The sequence below is a fragment of the Streptomyces sp. SP18BB07 genome, assembly GCF_036322545.1.
GTDB lineage: Bacteria > Actinomycetota > Actinomycetes > Streptomycetales > Streptomycetaceae > Streptomyces > Streptomyces deccanensis.
This window is the reverse complement of sequence record NZ_JAQYWT010000324.1, coordinates 1-20582: the sequence shown is the minus strand read 5'-3', so window position 1 is coordinate 20582 and position 20582 is coordinate 1. Positions and strand designations below refer to the sequence as shown.

At 71.6% G+C, this 20582-nt stretch carries 18 protein-coding genes and 1 pseudogene; 13 read left to right on the top strand and 6 right to left on the bottom strand.

Translation table 11 applies throughout. From position 1 onward, the window contains the following. Position 1: 1 nt before the first annotated feature. On the bottom strand, positions 2-715 hold the full coding sequence (locus PUR53_RS23975; RefSeq protein ID WP_329909614.1) for an FMN-binding protein: 714 nt from the start codon (positions 713-715) through the stop codon (positions 2-4). A gap of 26 nt (positions 716-741) precedes the next feature. Next, the gene (locus PUR53_RS23970) at positions 742-2085 is read right to left on the bottom strand and encodes a ferredoxin reductase family protein (protein ID WP_329896257.1); all 1344 of its coding nucleotides are present in this window, start codon (positions 2083-2085) and stop codon (positions 742-744) included. A gap of 149 nt (positions 2086-2234) precedes the next feature. On the opposite strand from PUR53_RS23970, the gene PUR53_RS23965 reads away from it, so the two are divergent. From PUR53_RS23965 to PUR53_RS23950, 4 genes are all read left to right on the top strand, one after another. Continuing rightward, positions 2235-2924, top strand: a complete 690-nt coding sequence (locus PUR53_RS23965) for a response regulator transcription factor (RefSeq protein ID WP_239759086.1) — start codon at positions 2235-2237, stop codon at positions 2922-2924. Then, positions 2921-4372, top strand: coding sequence for a sensor histidine kinase (locus tag PUR53_RS23960; RefSeq protein ID WP_329896256.1), 1452 nt, complete (start codon positions 2921-2923; stop codon positions 4370-4372). The genes PUR53_RS23965 and PUR53_RS23960 overlap by 4 nt, the downstream gene beginning before the upstream one ends. Before the next feature lie 75 nt (positions 4373-4447). Next, complete coding sequence (locus PUR53_RS23955; RefSeq protein ID WP_329909613.1) at positions 4448-5668, top strand: sensor histidine kinase; 1221 nt, start codon at positions 4448-4450, stop codon at positions 5666-5668. 70 nt (positions 5669-5738) lie between these two features. Continuing rightward, on the top strand, positions 5739-6383 hold the full coding sequence (locus PUR53_RS23950) for a response regulator transcription factor (protein WP_329909612.1): 645 nt from the start codon (positions 5739-5741) through the stop codon (positions 6381-6383). A gap of 43 nt (positions 6384-6426) precedes the next feature. On the opposite strand, the gene PUR53_RS23945 is transcribed toward PUR53_RS23950, so the two are convergent. From PUR53_RS23945 to PUR53_RS23935, 3 genes are all read right to left on the bottom strand, one after another. Further along, entirely contained in the window at positions 6427-7899 is a 1473-nt protein-coding gene (locus PUR53_RS23945; RefSeq protein ID WP_329896323.1) for a DUF1996 domain-containing protein, read from the bottom strand. 249 nt (positions 7900-8148) lie between these two features. After that, on the bottom strand, positions 8149-9192 hold the full coding sequence (locus PUR53_RS23940) for a zinc-dependent alcohol dehydrogenase (RefSeq protein ID WP_329909611.1): 1044 nt from the start codon (positions 9190-9192) through the stop codon (positions 8149-8151). 100 nt (positions 9193-9292) lie between these two features. Further along, positions 9293-10060 carry an SDR family NAD(P)-dependent oxidoreductase gene (locus PUR53_RS23935; protein WP_329909610.1) on the bottom strand — a complete coding sequence of 256 codons (768 nt, stop codon included), beginning with the start codon at positions 10058-10060 and terminating at the stop codon, positions 9293-9295. A gap of 179 nt (positions 10061-10239) precedes the next feature. On the opposite strand from PUR53_RS23935, the gene PUR53_RS23930 reads away from it, so the two are divergent. The 7 genes from PUR53_RS23930 to PUR53_RS23900 all read left to right on the top strand — a co-directional run bounded on the left by PUR53_RS23930 (position 10240) and on the right by PUR53_RS23900 (position 18464). Next, a complete protein-coding gene (locus tag PUR53_RS23930) occupies positions 10240-10971 on the top strand; it encodes a response regulator transcription factor (RefSeq protein WP_329909609.1) in 732 nt (243 codons plus the stop codon). A 415-nt stretch (positions 10972-11386) separates the two neighbouring features. Beyond that, on the top strand, positions 11387-12628 hold the full coding sequence (locus tag PUR53_RS23925) for a cytochrome P450 (RefSeq protein ID WP_329909608.1): 1242 nt from the start codon (positions 11387-11389) through the stop codon (positions 12626-12628). A gap of 34 nt (positions 12629-12662) precedes the next feature. Continuing rightward, positions 12663-12860, top strand: coding sequence for a ferredoxin (locus PUR53_RS23920; RefSeq protein WP_037698895.1), 198 nt, complete (start codon positions 12663-12665; stop codon positions 12858-12860). Next, the gene (locus PUR53_RS23915; protein WP_329896249.1) at positions 12857-14086 is read left to right on the top strand and encodes an NAD(P)/FAD-dependent oxidoreductase; all 1230 of its coding nucleotides are present in this window, start codon (positions 12857-12859) and stop codon (positions 14084-14086) included. Before PUR53_RS23920 ends, PUR53_RS23915 begins: the two co-directional genes overlap by 4 nt. After that, the gene (locus tag PUR53_RS23910; protein ID WP_329909607.1) at positions 14055-14894 is read left to right on the top strand and encodes an SDR family oxidoreductase; all 840 of its coding nucleotides are present in this window, start codon (positions 14055-14057) and stop codon (positions 14892-14894) included. The genes PUR53_RS23915 and PUR53_RS23910 overlap by 32 nt, the downstream gene beginning before the upstream one ends. Positions 14895-14961: 67 nt before the next feature. Next, a complete protein-coding gene (locus PUR53_RS23905) occupies positions 14962-16794 on the top strand; it encodes a flavin-containing monooxygenase (protein ID WP_329909606.1) in 1833 nt (610 codons plus the stop codon). Between the two features lie 26 nt (positions 16795-16820). Continuing rightward, on the top strand, positions 16821-18464 hold the full coding sequence (locus PUR53_RS23900) for a hypothetical protein (RefSeq protein ID WP_329909605.1): 1644 nt from the start codon (positions 16821-16823) through the stop codon (positions 18462-18464). Here the strand turns inward: PUR53_RS23900 and PUR53_RS23895 are convergent. Then, complete coding sequence (locus PUR53_RS23895; protein WP_329896245.1) at positions 18449-19348, bottom strand: LysR family transcriptional regulator; 900 nt, start codon at positions 19346-19348, stop codon at positions 18449-18451. The two genes, PUR53_RS23900 and PUR53_RS23895, sit on opposite strands and share 16 nt — an antisense overlap. A 68-nt stretch (positions 19349-19416) precedes the next feature. On the opposite strand from PUR53_RS23895, the gene PUR53_RS23890 reads away from it, so the two are divergent. Both PUR53_RS23890 and PUR53_RS23885 read left to right on the top strand, forming a co-directional pair. Continuing rightward, positions 19417-20361, top strand: coding sequence for an EamA family transporter (locus PUR53_RS23890; protein WP_329909604.1), 945 nt, complete (start codon positions 19417-19419; stop codon positions 20359-20361). A gap of 111 nt (positions 20362-20472) precedes the next feature. After that, positions 20473-20582: pseudogene (locus tag PUR53_RS23885) on the top strand (GntR family transcriptional regulator); the annotation flags it as partial.

Sequence of the window (20582 nt, the reverse complement as noted above, 5' to 3'; positions counted from 1 at the left end):
ATCAGGCCTTCGCGTCGATCGCGGCCTGGAGGGACTCCCGGTAGCCGTCGCTGGTGATGGTGGCGCCGGAGACGGTGTCGATGTCGGCGCTCTGTGCCGTCAGGGTCTCCTTGATCAGCACCGGGACGGCGGCCTCGGTCTGCGGGTGGTTCGGCTGCTTCAGCATCTCCACGGCCGTGATCTCGTCGCCCTCGAAGGTCACCTGGACCTGGACGTCGCCCTTGGAGGTGCCGACGGTCGGGCCCGCGACGGTCCGGCTCGCGTTCTCCTTCGTGGCCTCCGAGTCACCCGAAGCCGAGTCCGACGACGCCTCCGACTTCTCGTTCTCGTCGATCGCGGCCTGGAGGGACTCCCGGTACGCGTCGCTGGTGATGGTGGCGCCGGAGACGGTGTCGATGTCGGCGCTCTGTGCCGTCAGGGTCTCCTCGATCAGCACCGGCACCGCCGCCTCGGTCTGCGGATGGTCCGGCTGCTGGAGGAACTTCACGGCGGTGATCTTCTCGCCCTGGAAGGTCGCCTGGACCTGGACGGGGCCCTTCTCGGTGTCGATCGTCGGCCCCGTGACCACGGTGGCGCCCGACGACGTGGACGCGGAGGCCGACGGGGCGGGCTCGGCGGTCGTCGTCGTGGACGTCGTGTCGGTCGAGGGGGCGTAGCGCCAGACGGGCACCAGCGCGGCGGCGCTCAGGACCAGGGCGGGTATGGCTCGCTTCACAGTGTTGTCCTCGTGTCCCTGTGTCCTCAGCCGGCCAGGCTGAAGCGTTCGAAGTGGATCTGCGGCTTGGGCACGTCCAGCTCGCGCAGGCTGCCCAGGACCGCCTTCATCATCGGCGGCGGCCCGCACAGGAACACGTCCCGGTCGGCGATGTCCGGCACCATCCGCAGCAGCTCGCCCGGCGCCAGCAGATCGGGGCTGACGGGGCCGGAGACCAGGTGCAGCTCGGCGCCCTTGTCGAAGGCGAGGCGCTGCAGCTCGTCGTAGAGGACCGCGTCCTGCTTCGTGGCGACCCGGTAGATGACCACCGCGTGCCCCTCGATCTCCTCCAGCAGCGCCCGGATCGGGGTGACACCGACGCCACCGGCGATGAGCACGGACTCCGGCCGGGTGCGGTGCATCGCGGTGAAGGCGCCGTACGGGCCCTCGGCGAAGACCCGGGTGCCGACCTTGACGTGGCGCAGGGCGGCCGAGCCCTCGCCGGCCGCCTTCGCGGTCAGCCGCAGCTGGCTGCCGTCGGGCGCGGCCGACAGCGAGAACGGGTTGGCCTGCCACCAGCGGTCCCTGGTCAGGAACCGCCACAGGAAGAACTGGCCGGCCCGCGCGGGCATCCGGTCCAGGTCACGGCCGGTCATGTAGATGGAGACGACGTTGTCGGCCTCGGGGACGACCGCGGTGACGCGGAGCTGGTGACGCCAGTTGCGCCACAGCGGGAGCACCAGCCGGCCCATGAACACGGAGGCCAGGGCCACGCCCCACAGCACGTACCAGTACGCCGTCGCGGTCTCCGACGAGGCGAACGACGTACCCGCCGCGACCTGGTGCGTGAAGGCCAGCACCACCGCGACGTACGTGTACAGGTGGATGAAGTGCCAGGTCTCGTAGGCCAGCCGGCGGCGGGCGAAGCGGGCCGAGACCACGCCGATCACCGCGATGATGCCGAGCGCGACGATCGAGCGCAGCACGCCCTCGACGGTCTCGGCGAGGTCGACGAGCTGGCTGAGCGGGTCCAGGTCCGAGGACTGCGCGTAGCCGAAGGTGATGAACACCCCGTGCGCGACCAGCATCCACAGCACCGAGAAGCCGGTCCAGCGGTGCCACGAGGTCAGCCGGTCCATACCGATGCGCCGGTCGAACCACGGCAGCCGGGCCACCAGCACCAACTGGAACGCCATCAGCAGCGCGCCGTACAGACCGGTCAGGCGGCCCAGCACGATGAGGGCGTTCGAGGCGAAGCCGGCCTGCACGAAGAAGAAGGTCACCACGGCGACGTTCGCCGCCAGCACCGCGTACAGACCGGTGCGGGCGACCACTTTGGGACGCGCTCCCGAGCGGCTGACGGCCGCGGGGGGTTGTTGGACAGTGGTCACGGGGAGGGCTCCTTGATCGGGTGGGGGATACGAGCTTCTCCGGTGACTGCTGTCGTTTTGCTGTCGGACAACTTTCAAGTATTTATCGATCGGGCCGCCGGACTGTGAGCGGCTATGGCGCACGGCGATCGGTGGCGCAGTATGAGCACGTGGAAAAAGTGCGACTGCTCGTGGTGGACGACGACCCGCCGATCGCGGACCTGGTGGCGACCGTCGCCCGCTACGAGGGCTGGGACGCCGTCACGGCGCACTCCGGTGAGGAGGCGCTGCGGCAGGCGGCCGAGTTCCGCCCCGACATCGTGGTGCTGGACCTGATGCTGCCCGGCCTGGACGGCTTCGGCGTGCTCGACCGGCTCCGCCGGTCCGGCACGATGGTCCCCGTGGTGTTCCTGACCGCCCGCGACGGCGTCGCCGACCGGGTCGCCGGCCTCACCCGGGGCGGCGACGACTACCTGGTCAAACCGTTCGCCGTGGAGGAGCTGATGGCCCGCCTGCGCACCGTGCTGCGCCGCAGCGCCGGGCCCGCCTTCCAGCGCTCCGTCCTCCAGGTCGCCGACCTGTCGATGGACGAGGACACCCGCGAGGTCCGCCGCGGCGACAAGCTGCTCACCCTCACGCCCACCGAGTACGAGGTCCTGCGCTACCTCATGCGCAAGTCCCCGACCGTCCTCACCAAGGCGCAGATCCTCGACCACGTCTGGGAGTACGGCTTCGGCGGCCGCTCCAACGTCGTCGAACTGGTCGTCAGCCGGCTGCGCCGCAAGCTCGACGACACCGGTGAACCACTCATCCACACCGTCCGCGGATTCGGCTACGTCCTGCGGCAGGCCACCGAGTGATCGCCCGCCTCAAGCAGAGCTATCGCGGTATGCGCCTCGGCACCCGGCTGGCCCTCGGCCTCGGTGCCCTGGCGCTCGTCGTGTTCGCCGTCGTCGGCAGCGCGCTGACTATGTACATGCGCGACTATCTGTCCGCGCAGCTCAACGAACAGCTCAAGATCGCCCAGATCGCCCAGTCCAAGAGCATCGCGGACTACGGCACGCTCCAGGGGAAGAAGTACTACCGCTGGTACTACGCGGTGTACGACACCTCGGCCGGCACCCCGGTCCTGCGCAAGCCCGAGGACCCCGGTGACCTGCCCAAGGACATCGACGACTTCACCCTCGTGGCCAAGGCGCTGACCGTCGAGGGCACGGAGGTCACCCGCACCGAGCACCTCAAGGGGCAGGGCCAGTACCGGCTGCGGGCCTGCGAGGTGGAGCCCGGGGTGATCCTGGTCAGCGCCGCGCCGATGGACGACATCGAGGACACGGTCGGCCAGCTGATCACGATCCAGGTCGTCACCTTCGTCCTCGCCCTGATGGCGCTCGTCGTCTTCGGCCGGGGCATGCTGCGGCGCGGCCTGAAACCGCTGAGCGACATGGCGCACACCGCCCGAGCCATCACCTCGCACGATCTGACGGACTCGGCGCGGCTGCCGGTGCGTCACGACAACCGCGACGGCGGGTTCGAGGTCGAGGAGCTGCGCACCGCCTTCAACACGATGCTGGAGCACATCGACGACGCGCTCGCCGTCCGCACCGAGGCGGAGCAGCGCCTGCGCCGCTTCGTCGCCGACGCCTCCCACGAACTGCGCACCCCGCTGATGTCCGTACGCGGCTACGCCGACCTCTTCCAGTACGCCGCCGCGCACAGCCCCGAGGAACGCGACAAGCACCTGGCCCGGCTGCGCGCCGAGGCGGCCCGGATGGGCGTCCTCCTCGACGACCTGCTGATGCTGGCGCGCCTCGACGCGGCGGACGTGGACACACCGCTGCGGCTGGAGGAGGCCGACCTGGTGGAGCTGGCCCGCCAGGCGGCGGACGGCTTCCGGGCCGGCCATCCCGACCGTCCGCTGACCGTGGCGACCGGCTCCGGCCCGGTCCGGCTGCGCCTGGACCCCTTGCGCCTCCGACAGGTCCTCGACAACCTCCTCACCAACGCGGCCGTGCACACCCCGCCCGGTACGAAGGTCGCCCTGGACGTTGTCGTGGAGTCCGGCACGGCCGAGGTGCGGATCACCGACTCGGGGCCCGGGATCCCGGCCGACGACCAGGAACGGGTCTTCGACCGCTTCTACCGCGTCGACAAGGCCCGCAGCCGCGACCGGGGCGGCAGCGGCCTGGGCCTGGCCGTGGCCCACTCCCTGGTCCGCGCCCACGGCGGCACCATCACCCTGACCAGCAGGCCGGGCACCACGACCTTCACGGTCCACCTGCCCCTGACGGGCTCCGGCCCCGGAGCCTAGGGACACCCGGGAGCCGCCACCCACCACATCCGCCCCCACCGCCCCCACCGCACCAGGTCGCCTAATCTGGCCCGCATGGGTACGACGGTGCGGAGGGCCGCGCGAGGGACGGTCCAACTGGGCGTCGCCGCCGCGATGGCGTTCGGGATGTACCTGTTCATCACGGTGTTGTTGATCACCGCCGTCGCCACCCTCGCCGTGGTCGGTGCCTGGATGCTGCCCGAGACCGTGATCCTGATCCGCCGCATCGCGGGCGCGAAACGTCACCAGGTGGCCGCCTGGACGGGCCGGACGATCCCCGAGGCCTACCAGCCCATCGAGGGCACCCTGCGCGAACGCCTGCGGATCGCCGTCCGCGACCCCGGCACCCGTACCGACGCCCGCTGGATGCTCGCGTACTACGTCTACGGCGCCCTCTTCTTCCTCGCCGTGCCGCTGTGGCCGCTGGGCCTGGTCGTCGACGGCGTGTGGTGCGGACTGCTGCGCCGCAGCGCCGTCGTATTGCCGCTGATCAGCCGTCTGGCCGACCTGGACGCCGACTGGTCCGAGGCCCTCCTCCGGCCGTCCCCCAGGGCCCGCCTCGCCGAACGGGTGGAGGAACTGACGGCGACCCGGGCCGACGCGATCGCCGCCCACGGAGCCGAACTCCGCCGTATCGAACGCGACCTGCACGACGGCGCCCAGGCCCGCCTCGTCGCGCTCTCCATGCGGATCGGGCTCGCCCGACGCGCGTACGACCGTGACCCGGAGGCCGCACGCAGACTGCTGCTCGACGCCCAGGAGCAGGCCGAGGCCGCGCTGACCGAACTCCGCCATGTCGTCCGCGGCATCCACCCCCCGATCCTCACCGACCGGGGCCTGGCCGGCGCCGTACGGGCCCTCGCCGCCGCCAGTGGACTGGAGGTGAGCGTCGAGGTGAGCGGGTTGGAGGACGCCGACGGTCCGCGCCCGCCCGCCGCGGTGGAGGCCGCCGCGTACTTCGTCGTCGCCGAAGCCCTCACCAACGCCGCCAAGCACAGCGGATGCGACCACGCCGAGGTCCACCTCACCCGTACGGTCCGGGGCGTGGACGTACGGGTGCGCGACGACGGCCGGGGCGGAGCGGAGACGTCCGGCTCAGCCGCCCCGCCCGCCACGTCACCCCGACCCGCCACGCCCGCCCCGCCCCTCACGACAGACGGATCCGGGATTCTCGGGATGCGGCGGCGGGTCGCCGCGCTCGACGGGAACATGACCGTGACCAGCCCCGTCGGCGGGCCCACCGTGATCACGGTGGAGCTGCCCTGCGTATGGTGAGCGAAACGGAATCCACGACCGATCCGGGGACATCGCGCACACGGCGGTCGGCGACTGAGGTGGGACTGCCGTGCGTGTGGTGATCGCCGAGGACAACGCCCTGCTCAGAGAGGGCCTCGTCCTGCTGCTGACCTCGGCCGGACACGAGGTGGCCGCGGTCGCGGGCAGCGGCCCCGAGATCCTCCCCGCCCTGCTGGAACACCGCCCGGACGTCGCCGTCCTGGACGTCCGGATGCCGCCCGGCTTCCGCGACGAGGGACTGCGCGCGGCCCTGGAGGCCCGCGGGCGGCTCCCCGGCCTCCCGGTGCTGGTCCTCTCGCAGTACGTGGAGGAGTCGTACGCCGCCGAACTGCTCGGCGGGGGAGCGGGCGGGGTCGGCTATCTGCTCAAGGACCGGGTCGGCCGGGTGGACGAGTTCCTGGACGCCCTCGACCGGGTCGTGGCCGGCGGCACCGCGCTCGACCCGGAGGTGGTGACCGAACTGCTCACCCGCCGCAGGGACTCACCGCTGGACGCGCTCACCCCGCGCGAACGCGAGGTGCTGGCACTGATGGCCGAGGGACACGACAACGCCACCATCGCCCGGACCCTCGTCGTCACCGAACGCGCCGTCAGCAAGCACATCGGCAATGTCTTCCTGAAGCTCGGCCTGCCGACCAGCGACACCGGACACCGCAGGGTGCTGGCCGTGCTGGCGTATCTGAACAACAAGTAGGGGCGCCGTCAGAACGACGACGCCCCCACCCGGCTGACCGGACTCAGCTGCACTTACGTCCGGTGTTGATGCACTGCACCGCCTTGTTCATCAGCTTCTGGTCGAAGACGTTGATGAAGTCGCCGTGGTCGGTGACCGGCTTGTGCTGCTGCTCGGGGAAGCTGTCCAGCGAGTAGAACGGACGGGTCTTGCCGTTGTCCTTCACGCTGGGCGCGTCCACGTCGTACACCAGCCGCTGCACCAGCTGCGGGATGGCCTTGAACCCGGCCGCGCAGTTGCCGTTCGCGTCGGCGAAGGCCACGTGCGTACGGTGGTTGGCGCTGTCGATGTTCTTGCCGTCCCAGCAGCTCTGGAACTTGAAGGTGCGCACCACGTCGCTGCCCGCGGGGCAGAGCGGGTACTTGTCCTTCAACTGCACCTTGTTCTCGAAGCCGGTGCAGCTCCAGGAGGCGTTGGCGTTGCCGGGGCCGTTGACGAACGCCTTGGCGTCACCGGTGATGATGCGCAGCAGCCTGGGCATCGCCACCACCTTGCCGCGGGGGCTGCCCACGAAGTTCAGGGTGGCCTGCTTCGCCGTCAGGATCCGGCCCGTGTTGCCCTCGGCGCCGCCGCCCTGCTGGGCGGCGTCGAACTCCTTGGTGCCGTCCTGGAGCCGCAGCACCGGCCAGAAGTACGACGACCTGTCACCCTTGTTCCGGCAGCTGGTCCCCGCCTTGGCGAGGTCCTGGTCGCTGGAGAAGGCGTCGTTGTCCTGGTTGCCGACGTAGTCGTGCATGTGGTGGGCGCCGTTGGTGACACCGGGCGCGACGATGACGTTGTCGCTGTTGTACAGCTTGTTGGCGTTGACACCGCACTTGGTGACGAAGGTGCCCTTCGACGCCTGCGCCGACCTGGCAGGCGTGCGCACGTTGGGCCGCACCTTGGTGATGTCCACGAAGTCGGCGGCGACGGGACCGTTGCCGGCCACTCCGGCATTGGTGTTGTTGCCGCCCTGGTTGGCACCGCCCTGGTTGTTGCCGCCGCTCGGCGCGGGGGCGGGCTGGTTGCCGGTGGCGCGCAGCGTGCAGGCCGCCAGCGCGTCGAGGCCCTGCGGCTTGGCAGCCACCCGGCCGATGGCGGTGGCGATCCGGTCGATCGTCGCCTTCCGCTTGTCCTTCAGCGGACCCACGATCGCGTTCTGCGCGAAGCCCGGGTCCTGCTGGATCGCCCTCTGCGAGGTGGAGAGGCGCTGGTACGCCTCGGAGATCTGCTTGTCGAGAAGGGCGAGTTCCCTGTCGACCTGAGCCTTGGCCTGGGCCGGCACCGACGTCAACTTCTGGCCCACGTCGGGGCAGTCGATGGTGGACGTTCCGGCCGCGAGCACCTGGTTCTGCGCGGTGCCGTTCGAGGCGCCGGTCTCGCCGGCCGAGGCGTAGATGTTGACCGCGACCAGTCCGCCGGCACCGACGGCCACTGCGGCTGCCGCGCCCACCAGTCGGCGGGCGGTGTTCGATCTCTTTCGCGTGTTGCGTCTCATCATGCCTCTCAAGGACAGCTCCGGCACCGGCGGGACATCCGGCACGGGTCAAGCGCGTCCTCGTCTACGTACGGGGCACACCGAATGCTCACCGGATCCTCAGATTCGTAGCATCCTCCATGCGCGAACCGCGCAAGTGGCCCCAATCCGGACCCAGTTGGCCGTCCGTAGGATTCGGAGACGGCAGCGGGGGACTGCCCCGGCGACAGCCGGCGACAGGCCCCCGTGATCACCCGGGACCGTGGAGCTCTACTCGTCGAACGTCACGACCACCTTCTCCGCCGCCCCCGGCGTCAGCGCCAGCTCGAAGGCCCGGTCGACGTCGTCGGCGGGCACCCGGTGGCTGATGAGCCGGGCGAAACGCTCGTGGTGCTCGACGATCTCGGGGGTGACCTCGAAGATCTCGGTGGGGTAGCCCTGGGAGGCGATCAGGGTCAGCTCGCTGCGGAGCATGCCGCCGAGGTCGATCTCCGAGCCCTTCTTCTGCACGGCGACCATGACCAGCTTCGCGCCCCACTTGGCGGAGCCCACCACGGTGTTGAACACGGCAGGCACCCCGGCCGCGTCGATGTAGATGTCGGTGCCGGGCCGGGGCTGCCCGAGCGCGTTGGCGGCCTGCCCGTGCAGCTCGGTCAGCCGCGCGGCCACGTCCTCCCGCGCCGAGTCGACGACGGCGTCCGCGCCCACCGCCAGTGCCTTCTCCAGCCGGGAGGGGATGACGTCGGCCACGACCACGTGCTTCACCCCGCGCAGTTTCAGCCAGATCGCGGCGCCGAGGCCGATGGGTCCGGCCCCGAAGACCACGACCTTGTCGTCGGGTCCCGCCTCCGAGCGGTTGACGCAGTGCCGGGCCACGGCCATGGGCTCGTTGAGGGAGGCCACGTCGAAGGGCACGGAGTCCGGGAAGACCGCCACACTCCTGCCGACCTCGGCGTTCTCGATCAGCAGGTACTCGCTCATCCCGCCGTACGCGCCGCCGCAGCCGATGATGCCGGTCGGCGCGTCCTGCGGGTTGACCACCACCCGGTCGCCGACCGCGAGACCGGTGACCTCGGCGCCGACCTCGACGATCTCACCGGCCGGTTCGTGCCCGAGCGCCACCGGGACCAGCTCGCCGCCCAGGTGGGCGCGGGACGGCACGCCTCCCATGTGCAGGAAGGTGACGTCGGTGCCGCAGATGCCGCAGGCGCGGACGCGTACGAGCACGTCGGCGGGGCCGGGCACGGGACGCTCGACGTCGACGACCTCGACCTTGCCGACACCGGCGGTTCGGACGGACTTCATAGTCGCCATGGGGAGACTCACTTTCAGGGTGGAGAACAGGGTGGAGAAGGGGTGCCGCCGAGTGGGCGTGCGGAGGGAGGCGGCGCCGGTCGGGCCCGGCCCCGGGAGGTCAGACGGCGGCCCAGGCGTCGTCGACCGGCAGCACCACGCCGTTGACGAAGGCGGCCGCGTCGGAGGCGAGGAAGACGATCGCGTCGGCCTGCTCCTCGGCGGTGCCGAGCCGGCCGATGGTGGCGCCGATCAGCTCGCCGATGACCGCCGGACCGTGCGCCTGCTGGTCGGCGTCGACCTTGATGTTGGTCATCGTGGGGCCGGGGGCTATCGCGTTGGCCCGGATGCCCTGCTTGCGGTACATCACCGACAGGCTCTTCACCAGGCCGACCACACCGTGCTTCGACGCGGTGTACGCGGCACCGGCGGCGCTGCCGCGCAACCCCGCCTCGGACGCGGTGAAGACGATCGCACCGCGCTCCGCCTCCAGCATGTGCGGCAGGGCGGCGCGGGTGAGCAGGAACGGCGCGGTCAGGTTGACCCGGATGACCCGCTCCCACTCGCTGTCGTCGACGTCGGCGAGGGCGGACATCCGGTCCATGATCCCGGCGTTGTTCACCAGGACGTCCAGCCCGCCGAAGGTCTCCACGGCACGGGCGACGACCTCGTCCACGACCGCCTGGTCACTGAGGTCACCGACGACCGCGAGCGCGGTCCCGCCGGTCGCCGTGATCGCCTCGACGGCCTCCTCGGCGGCCTTCTCGTCGATGTCTGCCACCAGCACCCGCGCCCCCGCGGCGGCGAACTTCAGGGCCGCGGCCCGGCCGATGCCGGAACCGGCTCCCGTGACGACGACACCGCGGCCGTCGAGACCGTTGCTGCTCATGAGATGTCCTTCTTCCCTTGGGGGTGGGCCGCTCGCCGGGTCGAGCGCCCGCCTGCTTCGTCGTCCTGCTTGAGTGAGGCAAGCACAGGAGACTTACTTGAGTCAAGCAACGAGAGTAGTAGGGTGCTGTCCATGTCGACCGACGTCCTACCCGCACCGTGAGGAAAGAGCCGACGCGAATGGCGTTAACCAGGTACGGCAGTGCCGGCGAGAAACCGTCGCTCCCCAGGGGAGCGGGCCAGCACGTCCTGATCGTCGTCGACGACTCGGACGTCGCCGAACTCCTCTCCACCACGCTGGAGTTGGCGGGATACCGGATCCATACGGCGGAGTCGGGCACGGCGGCCGTCGCGCGGCTCACCGAGCAGCGGTTCGACCTGGTCGTGCTCGACCTCGGGCTGCCGGACCTGGAGGGACTCGGCCGGGAGCGCCGCCCCCTGACCCACCGCCCGCCCGTCCTGTTCCTGACCCAGTACGACTCCCTGGGCAAGCTCCTGCCGGAAGTCGGCCTCGGGGAACAGGACTACGTCACCAAACCCTTCCGCATCGCCGAGGTCCTGGCCCGCGCCCAAGTACTGCTCCGTGGCCGAAAGCCCGTGCGCCGGGACAGCGAACTGTCCTACCGCGACCTGGTTCTGGACGACCCCGCCTGCCAGGCCCTGCGCGCGGGCCGGGCGTTGCACCTCACCCCGGCGGAGTACCGCCTCCTGCGCTACCTCCTCGTCAACGCGCACAAGGTGCTGTCGAAGGAGCAGATCGGCCGCTACGTCTGGGGCGACTTCCACGGCGACAACGCCATCGAGCAGCTGGTCTCCCGGCTCCGCCGCAAGGTGGACCGCGAGGCCCCGCCGCTCATCCACACCCGCCGCGGCTTCGGCTACTGGCTCGGCACCACCTCCGAGGACGGCTGAACCCCCCTTCCGGGCGCGCGGACCCCGGCGCACACTCAGGGAAGCAAACACATCCCTGCCGCGCGGCAGTGCCTGACACCCGCCTCGCCACCGAAAGGGCGGCGCCGGACCCCTCCGGTGCCGCCCTTCCTCGTGCCCGTGGTGATTCCGCACCGGACGTGCCCATGGTCGTCAACAGGCCGACAGGGAAGGCGTATTGGTTGGCCGAAACCCGCCCACGGTCGCCGCCTGGCCCACCCCGGCCCCTCGGTCGACGGCCCCACCCTCCCCCGTCATGTGATCCAGATCACGTCAGCTTTCTGTCAGGCAACTGGCCGGGAGCCGTCAGGCCGCTCTGTTTGCATGTGTTCATCGAGGCCTCGACGCATCCCCCGGCGCTCCGCCCCACCGGAACCCCCACCACCGAGGAGAGACCATGGCCGACACCCTGACCGACGCCGCGTCCGACACCAGCGGACAGTGCCCCGAGTATCCGATGCCCAGGGCCACGGGCTGCCCGCTCGCCCCGCCCCTGGCCGCCGCCGAACTCCGCGGCGACCGCCCGATCACCAAGGTGCGGATCTGGAACGGCAGCACCCCGTGGCTGATCACCCGCCACGCCGACCAGCGCACCCTGCTCACCGACCCGCGGGTCAGCAACGACGACCACGAGCCCGCCTTCCCCCACGTCAACGCCCACCGCGCGGCCATCGCCCCGCACACCCCCAAACTGATCACCAACACCGACGCCCCCGAGCACACCCGGCTGCGGCGCTCGGTCAACGCTCCGTTCCTGGTGAAGCGGATCGAGGGCATGCGCCCGGCGGTGCAGAAGATCGTCGACGACCTGATCGACGACATGCTGGCCGGCCCCAACCCGGCCGACCTGCTCACCGCGCTGGCCCTGCCGGTGCCCTCGTTGGTCATCGCCGACCTGCTCGGCGTGCCGTACAAGGACCACGAGTTCTTCCAGGAGAACAGCAACCGGGCCCTCGACAGCGCCCTGACGGCGGAGGAGGCGTCCGCCGCCGCCCGCAACCTGGGCGGATACCTGGACGCCCTGTTCCGGGAGAAGCTCGTCGAGCCGGGCGACGACGTGCTGTCGGAGATGGCCGGCCGGGTCAAGAGCGGCGAGATGGCCCACGAGGAGGCCGTCAGCATGGGCGTCGCCATGCTGATCGCCGGGCACGAGACCACCGCCACGATGATCAGCCTCGGCACGCTCGCACTGTTCGAGCACCCCGACCAGCTGGCCGTGCTGCGCGACACCGAGGACCCGAAGGTCGTCGCGGGCGCCGTCGACGAGCTGCTGCGCTACCTCTCCATCGTGCACTCGGGCCTGCGCCGGGTCGCCAAGGACGACATCGAGATCGGCGGCCAGGTCATCCGCAAGGGTGACGGCCTCGTCTTCGACCTACAGACGGCCAACTGGGACCCGAGCGCCTTCCCGGAGGCCGAGCGCCTGGACCTGAGCCGCCCCGCCCGCCAGCACAACGCCTTCGGCTACGGCCCCCACCAGTGCCTCGGCCAGAACCTCGCCCGCCTCGAACTCCAGGTCGTCTACGGCACGCTCTACCGCCGCGTCCCCACCCTCCGCCCGGCCGCCCCCATCGACCAGCTGGCCTTCAACCACACCGGCACCACGTACGGCGTGAAGTGCCTGCCGGTCGCCTGGTGACACCCCCACGAGTACGCGAACCAAGGAGCACCCCATGCGTGTGGAACTCGACGAACCCAAGTGCGTGGCCTCCGGCCAGTGCGTGATGGCCTCCCCCGAGGTGTTCGACCAGCGTGATGACGACGGCGTCGCGATCCTGCTGGAGGAGCACCCCGCCGACGACCTGATGGACGGGGTGCGGGAGGCCGTCGCGATCTGCCCCGCCGCCGCGATCCGACTGGTGGACCGGTGAGGCGGATCGTGGTCGTGGGTGCCTCGGCCGCCGGACTGGCGGCGGCCGAGACACTGCGCCGCGACGGCTACGACGGCACGCTCACCCTCGTCGGCGACGAACCCCACGCCCCGTACGACCGGCCCCCGCTGTCCAAGCAGCTCCTCTCGGCGGAGTGGGACCCCGACCGGCTCACCCTGCGCACCCCCGACCACCTCGACGGCCTCGACCTGGACCTGCGGCTCGGCACCGCCGCGACCGGCCTCGACCTGCGGGAACGCCGAGTACGGCTCGCCGACGGCGACACCGTGCCGTACGACGCGCTGGTCGTCGCCACCGGGGTACGCCCGCGCAGGCTGCCCGGTGAGGGCGCGCACGTGCTGCGCACCCTGGACGACGCGCTGGCCCTGCGGGAGCGGCTGACACCGGGGACGCGGCTGGTCGTGGTCGGCGCAGGGTTCCTCGGCGCCGAGGCCGCCGCCGTCGCCTGGCGGCTCGGCGCCGAGGTCACCCTCCTCGAACCGGCGCCGGTGCCGCTGGCGCACGCGGTCGGCGGGCAGGTCGGCGCGGTGCTGTCCCGGGCCCATCTCGACCACGGGGTGGACCTGCGCACCGGCGTCACCGTCACGGAGGTGACCGAGGACGGGGTGCGGCTCGCGGACGGCGAGGTGATCCAGGCCGACGAGGTCCTGGTCGCCATCGGCTCGCTGCCCAACACCGAGTGGCTCGCGGACAGCGGCCTGGGCGTCGGTGACGGCGTGCTCTGCGACGCGTACTGCGAGGCCGCGAAGAACGTGTACGCGGCCGGGGACGTGGCCCGCTGGTACAACCCGCTGTTCGGCACCTCGATGCGCGTCGAGCACCGTACGAACGCCGCCGAGCAGGGCATGGCCGTCGCCCGCAATCTGCTCGCCGCAGATCCGGACGCCCGCAGGGCCTTCGCCCCGGTGCCGTACTTCTGGTCCGACCAGTACGACATGAAGGTGCAGGCCTACGGCTGGCTGCGCGGCCACGACGAGGTGTCGGTCGTCGAGGGCGACCTGGCCGAGCGCCGCTTCGTCGCCGTCTACCGCGCCGACGACCGGGTCACCGGCGCGCTCGCGGTCGGCATGCCGCCCAAGGCGATCCGGCAGTGGCGACAGGCCATCGCGTCCGGCGCCGGATGGCACGAGACGTTCCCGCCGGAGAGGCCGGCGGCAAGGGAGGAGATCGAATATGGCGGAACAGCGGTCCGGCCCGTCGCGTGAGGTGGTCGTCGTCACCGGCGCGGGTGGCATGGGCGTGGCGGTCGCACGCCGGATCGGCAGCGGACGCACGGTCTTGCTCGCCGACGCCTCACGCGGTCAACTCGACCGTGTGGTGGGTGCGTTGAGCGATGAGGGATACGCGGCGCGGGGCGTCCTGACCGATGTGTCCGACCGCGGGTCCGTCGACGCGCTCGCGGCGGAGGCCGCCGGTGCGGGCCGGGTGTCCGCCGTCGTGCACACCGCCGGAGTCTCCGCCGCGCAGGCGACCGCCGAGACCATCCTCAGGGTCAATCTGCTGGGCACCGCCCACGTCATCGACGCCTTCGAGGGCGTGGCGGAGCCGGGCACGGCCATGGTCTGCGTCTCCAGCATGGCCGGCCATGTCGCCTCCCTCGGCCGCGAGGACGAGGCCGCCCTCGCCACGGCCCCGGCCGCGGAACTCCTCGACATCGGTGCCGTGAAAGCCGTCGGGGACAGCGCGACGCGGGCGTACATCGTGTCCAAACGGGCCAACCAGCTGCGCGTCGAGGCCGCCGCGCTCGCCTGGAGTCGGCGCGGCGCCCGGATCAACAGCGTCAGCCCGGGGGTCGTCGCCACCGCCATGGCGAAGGCCGAGGCCGACGGCCCGAGTGGCGCGCGCATGCTGGCGATGCTGGAGGCGAGCGGCGCGGGCCGCACCGGCACCCCGGCGGAGATCGCCGACGCCGTGGCATTCCTCACCGGCCCCGAAGCGCGTTACATCACCGGCACGGACCTGCTCGTCGACGGCGGCCAGGCCGCCTGGCTGCGCCACCACCGAACGGCCTGACACCCCGGCCCCACCGGGGGCCCCACCGCACAACCACAGATGTCCGAGGACCGCAGAGAGGACACCGATGTCCACCCCCCACACTCCGTCCGGCCCCCCGTCCCTCGACCCCGAGGAGCTGGGCTTCGACCCGGACGCCCTCCGCGCCCGGTACCGCGCCGAACGCGAACGCCGGATCCGTCCGGACGGCGGCCGCCAGTACCAGCGGATCGCCGGCGAGTTCGAGCACTACGACGACGATCCGTACGCCGACGGGGAGTTCACCCGGGAGCCGCTCACCGACCGGGTCGAGGCCATCGTCGTGGGCGGCGGCTTCGGCGGGCTGCTCGCCGGGGCCCGGCTGCGCCAGGCGGGCGTCGAGTCGATCCGGGTGATCGAGAAGGGCAGCGACTTCGGCGGCACCTGGTACTGGAACCGCTACCCCGGCATCCACTGCGACATCGAGTCGTACATCTATCTGCCGCTGCTCGAAGAACTGGGCTACGTCCCGAAGTGGAAGTACGCGCCCGGCGAGGAGATCCGGCAGCACACCCGGGCGATCGGCCGTCACTTCGACCTCTACCGGGATGCCGCCTTCCAGACGGTCGCCACCGAACTGCGCTGGGACGAGACCGAGTTGGAGTGGATCGTCGCTACCGACCGGGGCGACCGCATGCGCGCCCGGTACGTGGTCGTCTCCAGTGGCACGCTCAGCCAGCCCAAACTCCCGGGCATCCCCGGCATCGAGACCTTCAAGGGCCACACCTTCCACACCAGCCGCTGGGACTACGACTACACCGGCGGCGACGCGAACGGCGGCCTCACCGGCCTTGCCGACAAGCGGGTGGCCGTGATCGGCACCGGCGCCACCGCCATCCAGGTCGTCCCCCACCTGGGGGCCGACGCGGCCCATCTGTACGTCTTCCAGCGCACCCCCTCGACGGTCGACGTACGCGGCAACGGGCCCACCGACCCGGAGTGGGCCAAGACGCTCACCCCCGGCTGGCAGGCCGAGCGCATGGACAACTTCCTGAAGACCGTCACCGGGGTCCGGGCCGGGACGGACCTGGTGAACGACGCCTGGACCAGCAGCGCCCGCCTCCAGGAGAAGCTGATCCCGACCGAGGCGTACGCGGACGTCCCGGCGGACGAGCGTGAACGGGCCTACGAGATCGCCGACTTCCAGAAGATGAACGAGCTGCGCGACCGCGTGGCGACGATCGTCGAGGACCCGGAGACCGCCGAGAAGCTGAAGCCCTGGTACCGCTACATGTGCAAGCGGCCCACCTTCAGCGACCAGTACCTCCAGACGTTCAACCGGCCCAACGTCACCCTCGTCGACACGGCCGACACCCATGGCGTCGAGCGGATCACCGAGAAGGCCGTGGTGGTCGGCGGGGTCGAGTACGAGGTGGACTGCGTCATCTTCGCCACCGGCTTCGAGGTCGGCGTCTCGGGGCTGCTCTCCGGCCGCCTCCCGGCGTACGGCCGCGACGGCGTCGGCCTGCTGGAGACCTGGATGACGGCCGGCCCGAAGACCCTCCACGGCTTCTACAGCCACGGCTTCCCCAACCTCTTCCAGCTCGGCCCGATGCAGAACGCCAGCGCCGTCAACTACGTCCACATCCTCGACCAGCAGTCGATCCATGTGGGCGAGATCGTCGCCGAGGCCCGCAGGCGCCGCGCCCGCTACGTCGAGCCGAGCGCCGAGGCGCAGGACGCCTGGGTCGCCACCATCCGAGAGAAGGCCGCCGACCTGTACACGTTCCAGGCGGAGTGCACCCCCGGCTACTACAACAACGAGGGCCGGCCGAGGGAGCGCAGCGAGTCGTACGGCGACGGACCGGTCGCCTTCCACGAACTGCTGTGCCGCTGGCGCGTGGACGGCGGTATGGACGATGTCCTCGTGGGCGCCGAGTGAGGCCGGGGGAGACGACGGTGGACGACATGAGCACCCGACCCAACCGGTACGACGAGTCCGGTGATCTCCGTACCACCAGCGCGCGTTGGCAGATGCGTCGGCTCAACCCGCCCAATCCGCTGTGGGGTTCCAACGGGGTCGCGTTCGGCCCCGACGGGCGGCTGTACGTGGCGCAGTTCCTCGCGGGACAGATCAGCGCCGTCGACCCGGCGACCGGGGACGTGGAGGTCGTCGTCCCGATGGACGGTCCGGTGCAGTCGCCGGACGATCTCGCCTTCGGCGCCGACGGCTCGATGTACATAGCCGACCTGGTGCCGGGCCGGGTGTGGCGGCGGAGCCCGGCGGGGGAGTACCGCCTCGTCTCCGACGACGTCACCAACCCCAACGGCATCACCTGTGTCGGCGACCGGCTCTTCGTCAACGAGATGAAGCCCGACGGCAGGCTGATGGAGCTGTTCCCGGACGGCGGCGACCCGGTCGTGCTCACGGAGGGGCTCGCCCTCGGCAATGCGATGCAGCTCGGCCCCGACGGGCACCTCTACTACCCGCACATGATCACCGGTCAGGTCTGGCGGATCCCCCCGGACGGCGGGACGCCCGAGGTGGTCGCCGAGAACGTGCACGAGCCGGTCGCGGTCCGCTTCGACCGGGGCGGTGTCCTGCACGTCCTCTCCCGGGGCGTCGAGGGCATCGTCACCCGCGTCGACCTGCACGGCGGCGGCAGCCGCACGCTCGTCACCAGCGGGCTGACGGGCCTGGACAACGCGGCGTTCGACGCCGAGAACCGCATGTTCGTCTCCAGCTACGCCAGCGGCGGCGTCACGGAGATGCACCCCGACGGCCGCACCCGCGAGATCGTGCGCCGTGGCCTCGACGGCCCCTACGGCGTGACCGTCGACCTCGGCGGCACGGTCTACGCCGCCGACCACTACCGGCTGGCGAGCCCGGCTCCCGAGGAGGTGACGACGCCGCTTCTGTTGCCCTTCGCCCACGGCATCACCGCCGACGGTGAACTGCTGCACTACACCTCGCAGTTCGGCATGGTGCAGACCTACGACCCGAAGAGCGGGGCGCTCCGGGAGCGGGCGCGCGGGCTGAACCGGCCCATCGGCATCGCGGTCGCACCGGACGGCGGGCTCGTGGTCGCCGAGACGGGCGTGGGCCGGATCGTGGCCCCAGGCGACGGCGAGGACGGAGAAGGCACCGTGACCGTGCTCGCGGAGGGCCTCGACCAACCCACGGACGTGGCCTTCGACGCGCAGGGCCGTCTCTACGTCAGCGAGGAGCGGCTCGGCACCGTCCTCCGGATCGAGGCGGACGGCGGGACCGGTGTCGTCATGGACGGGCTGGGCGCACCCCAGGGTCTGGCAGTCCTCGGCGACGACCTCTTCGTGGTGGAGACGGGGCCCCGCAGGCTGAGCGTGGTCTCCCTCACCACGGGGGCGCGGCGGATCGACGCGGAGGATCTGCCGGTGGGTCCGCCCCCGGGCGTTGTTCCCCGCACCGAACCGGCGCTCTTCGCGGACGTCATGCCCGGGATGGCCCGGCGTTTCGCGGGCCTCGCGGCCGCCCCGGACGGGACCCTCCTGCTGTCCGCCAACGGTGAGGGCACCGTGCTGCGGCTGACGCCGAGGGCGGGGGAGGGGACGGCGGCTCAGCCGGTGCGGTAGAGCGCGGTGAGCAGTTCGATGGCGGCCGGGGTGGCGGGATGCGGGTCGTCCCGCCACCAGGCCAGCCGGACGGCGATCGGCTCGGCGTCGCGCACCGGCCGGTAGACGACGCCGGGCCGCCGGTACTGGTTCGCGGTGGACTCCGCGGTCACCCCGACGGCGCGGCCCGTCGCGATCGTGGTCAGCCATTCGTCGACGTCGTGCGTCCGCTCGGTCGCGGGACGGGAGCCGGGCGGCCACAGCTCGGTGGTGGTCGTGCCGGTGCGGCGGTCGACCAGCAGGGTGTACCCGCTGAGATCGGCGAGCCGTACCGAGCGGCGGCGGGCCAGCGGATCGTCGCTCGCCATCGCGCACAGCCGCCGCTCCAGCCCCACGATCGCCGAGTCGAACCGGCGGTCGTCGACCGCCCGCCGGACCACCGCGAGGTCGCACGAGCCCTCCGCCAGCCCGGCCGTGGGGGAGTTGGCCCGTACGAACTGCAGGTCCGTCTCCGGGTGCGCGGCACGCCAGCGACGCTGGAACGTCAGCGTGTGCCGGCCGAGCGCCGACCAGGCGTACCCGATCCGCAGCCGCTCCTGCCCCGAGGTCGCCTCCCGCACCAGGTCGTCCACCTCGCCGAGCACCCGCCGCGCGTGCGACACCACCCGCAGCCCGGTCGGCGTGGGCGTCACCTCGCGTGAGGTCCGCCGCAACAGCCGTACGCCCAGGGCCCGTTCGAGTGACGCCAGGGTGCGGGAGACCGCCGCCTGGGAGACGTCGAGCGCGATCGCCGCGTCGGTGAAGGTCCCCTCGTCGACGATCGCCACGAGACAGCGCAGCTGCCGCAGCTCCACCTTCCCGGCGCCGGACGCCGAGTCATCACCGTTCTCTGCTCTGCCATCCATGACTCCAGCGTATGGATCCCGAAGCGGATGCATTTTGCGCAAGGGAGGGCCGGGCGCACGATCGGCCCATGGACACCGCCGCACGCTCCGCCGCCGGCTCCGCGCCCGCCCCCTCCGGCCCGCTCCCCGTGCCTGCCGCCCCGGCCCCGGCTCCCGCGCCCGGCGCTCCTCCCGAGCCGGGCGGCTCGCGGTGGGCCGGTGTCCTCACCATGGTCGGCTGCGGTGTCTCCAACCAGGTCGGGGCGGCGCTCGGGTCGCTGGCCTTCCCGGTGCTCGGGCCCGCCGGGGTCGTCGCGATCCGGCAGTACGTCGCCGCGATCGTGCTGGTGGCCGTCGGCCGGCCACGGTTGAGGTCCTTCACCGCGCGGCAGTGGTGGCCGGTGGTGTTGCTGGCGCTGGTGTTCGGGACGATGAACCTGTCGCTCTACACGGCCATCGACCGCATCGGCCTGGGGCTGGCGGTGACCCTGGAGTTCCTCGGTCCGCTCGCCATCGCGCTGGCCGGCTCGCGCCGCCGGGTGGACGCGTGCTGTGCGCTGATCGCCGGCCTGGGCGTCATCACCCTGATGCGACCGCAACCCTCCGCCGACTACCTCGGCATGGGTCTCGGTCTCCTGGCCGCCGTCTGCTGGGCGTCGTACATCCTCCTCAACCGCACCGTGGGCCGCCGTATCCCCGGCGCGCAGGGCTCCGCGGCCGCCGCGGGCCTCTCCGCGCTGGCCTTCCTGCCGGTCGGGGCCGTCGTGGTCGTACGGAACCCGCCCACCGCCGGGGCCGTCGGGTACGCGATCGCCGCAGGGGTTCTGGCCTCGGCGGTGCCGTACCTGGCGGACGTGTTCACCCTGCGCCGTGTACCCGCCCAGGTGTTCGGGCTCTTCATGAGCGTCAACCCGGTCCTGGCCGCGCTCGCGGGCTGGATCGTGCTCGGGGAGCACCTGGGCGGGATCGAGTGGGCGGCGATCGGCGCGGTCGTCGCGGCGAACGCGCTCAGCATGCTGGTGCCGCGCCGCTGAGCGCCCCGCCGTGCGGACCGTGTAGTCGGGCGAACCCTGTGAAAACAAAATTGTTGACAATCCTGTTGGCCTAGATTTACGTTCGACAGGCACTCACTCAGGGAGGGCACGATGCAGGAGGAAGCCCGTCCGGGCACCGGGGAGCAGGCCAAACAGCTCGCGCTGGCGAAGCTGCGGCAGGCGATCCTGCACGGCGAGATGGCACCGGCCCAACGGCTGGT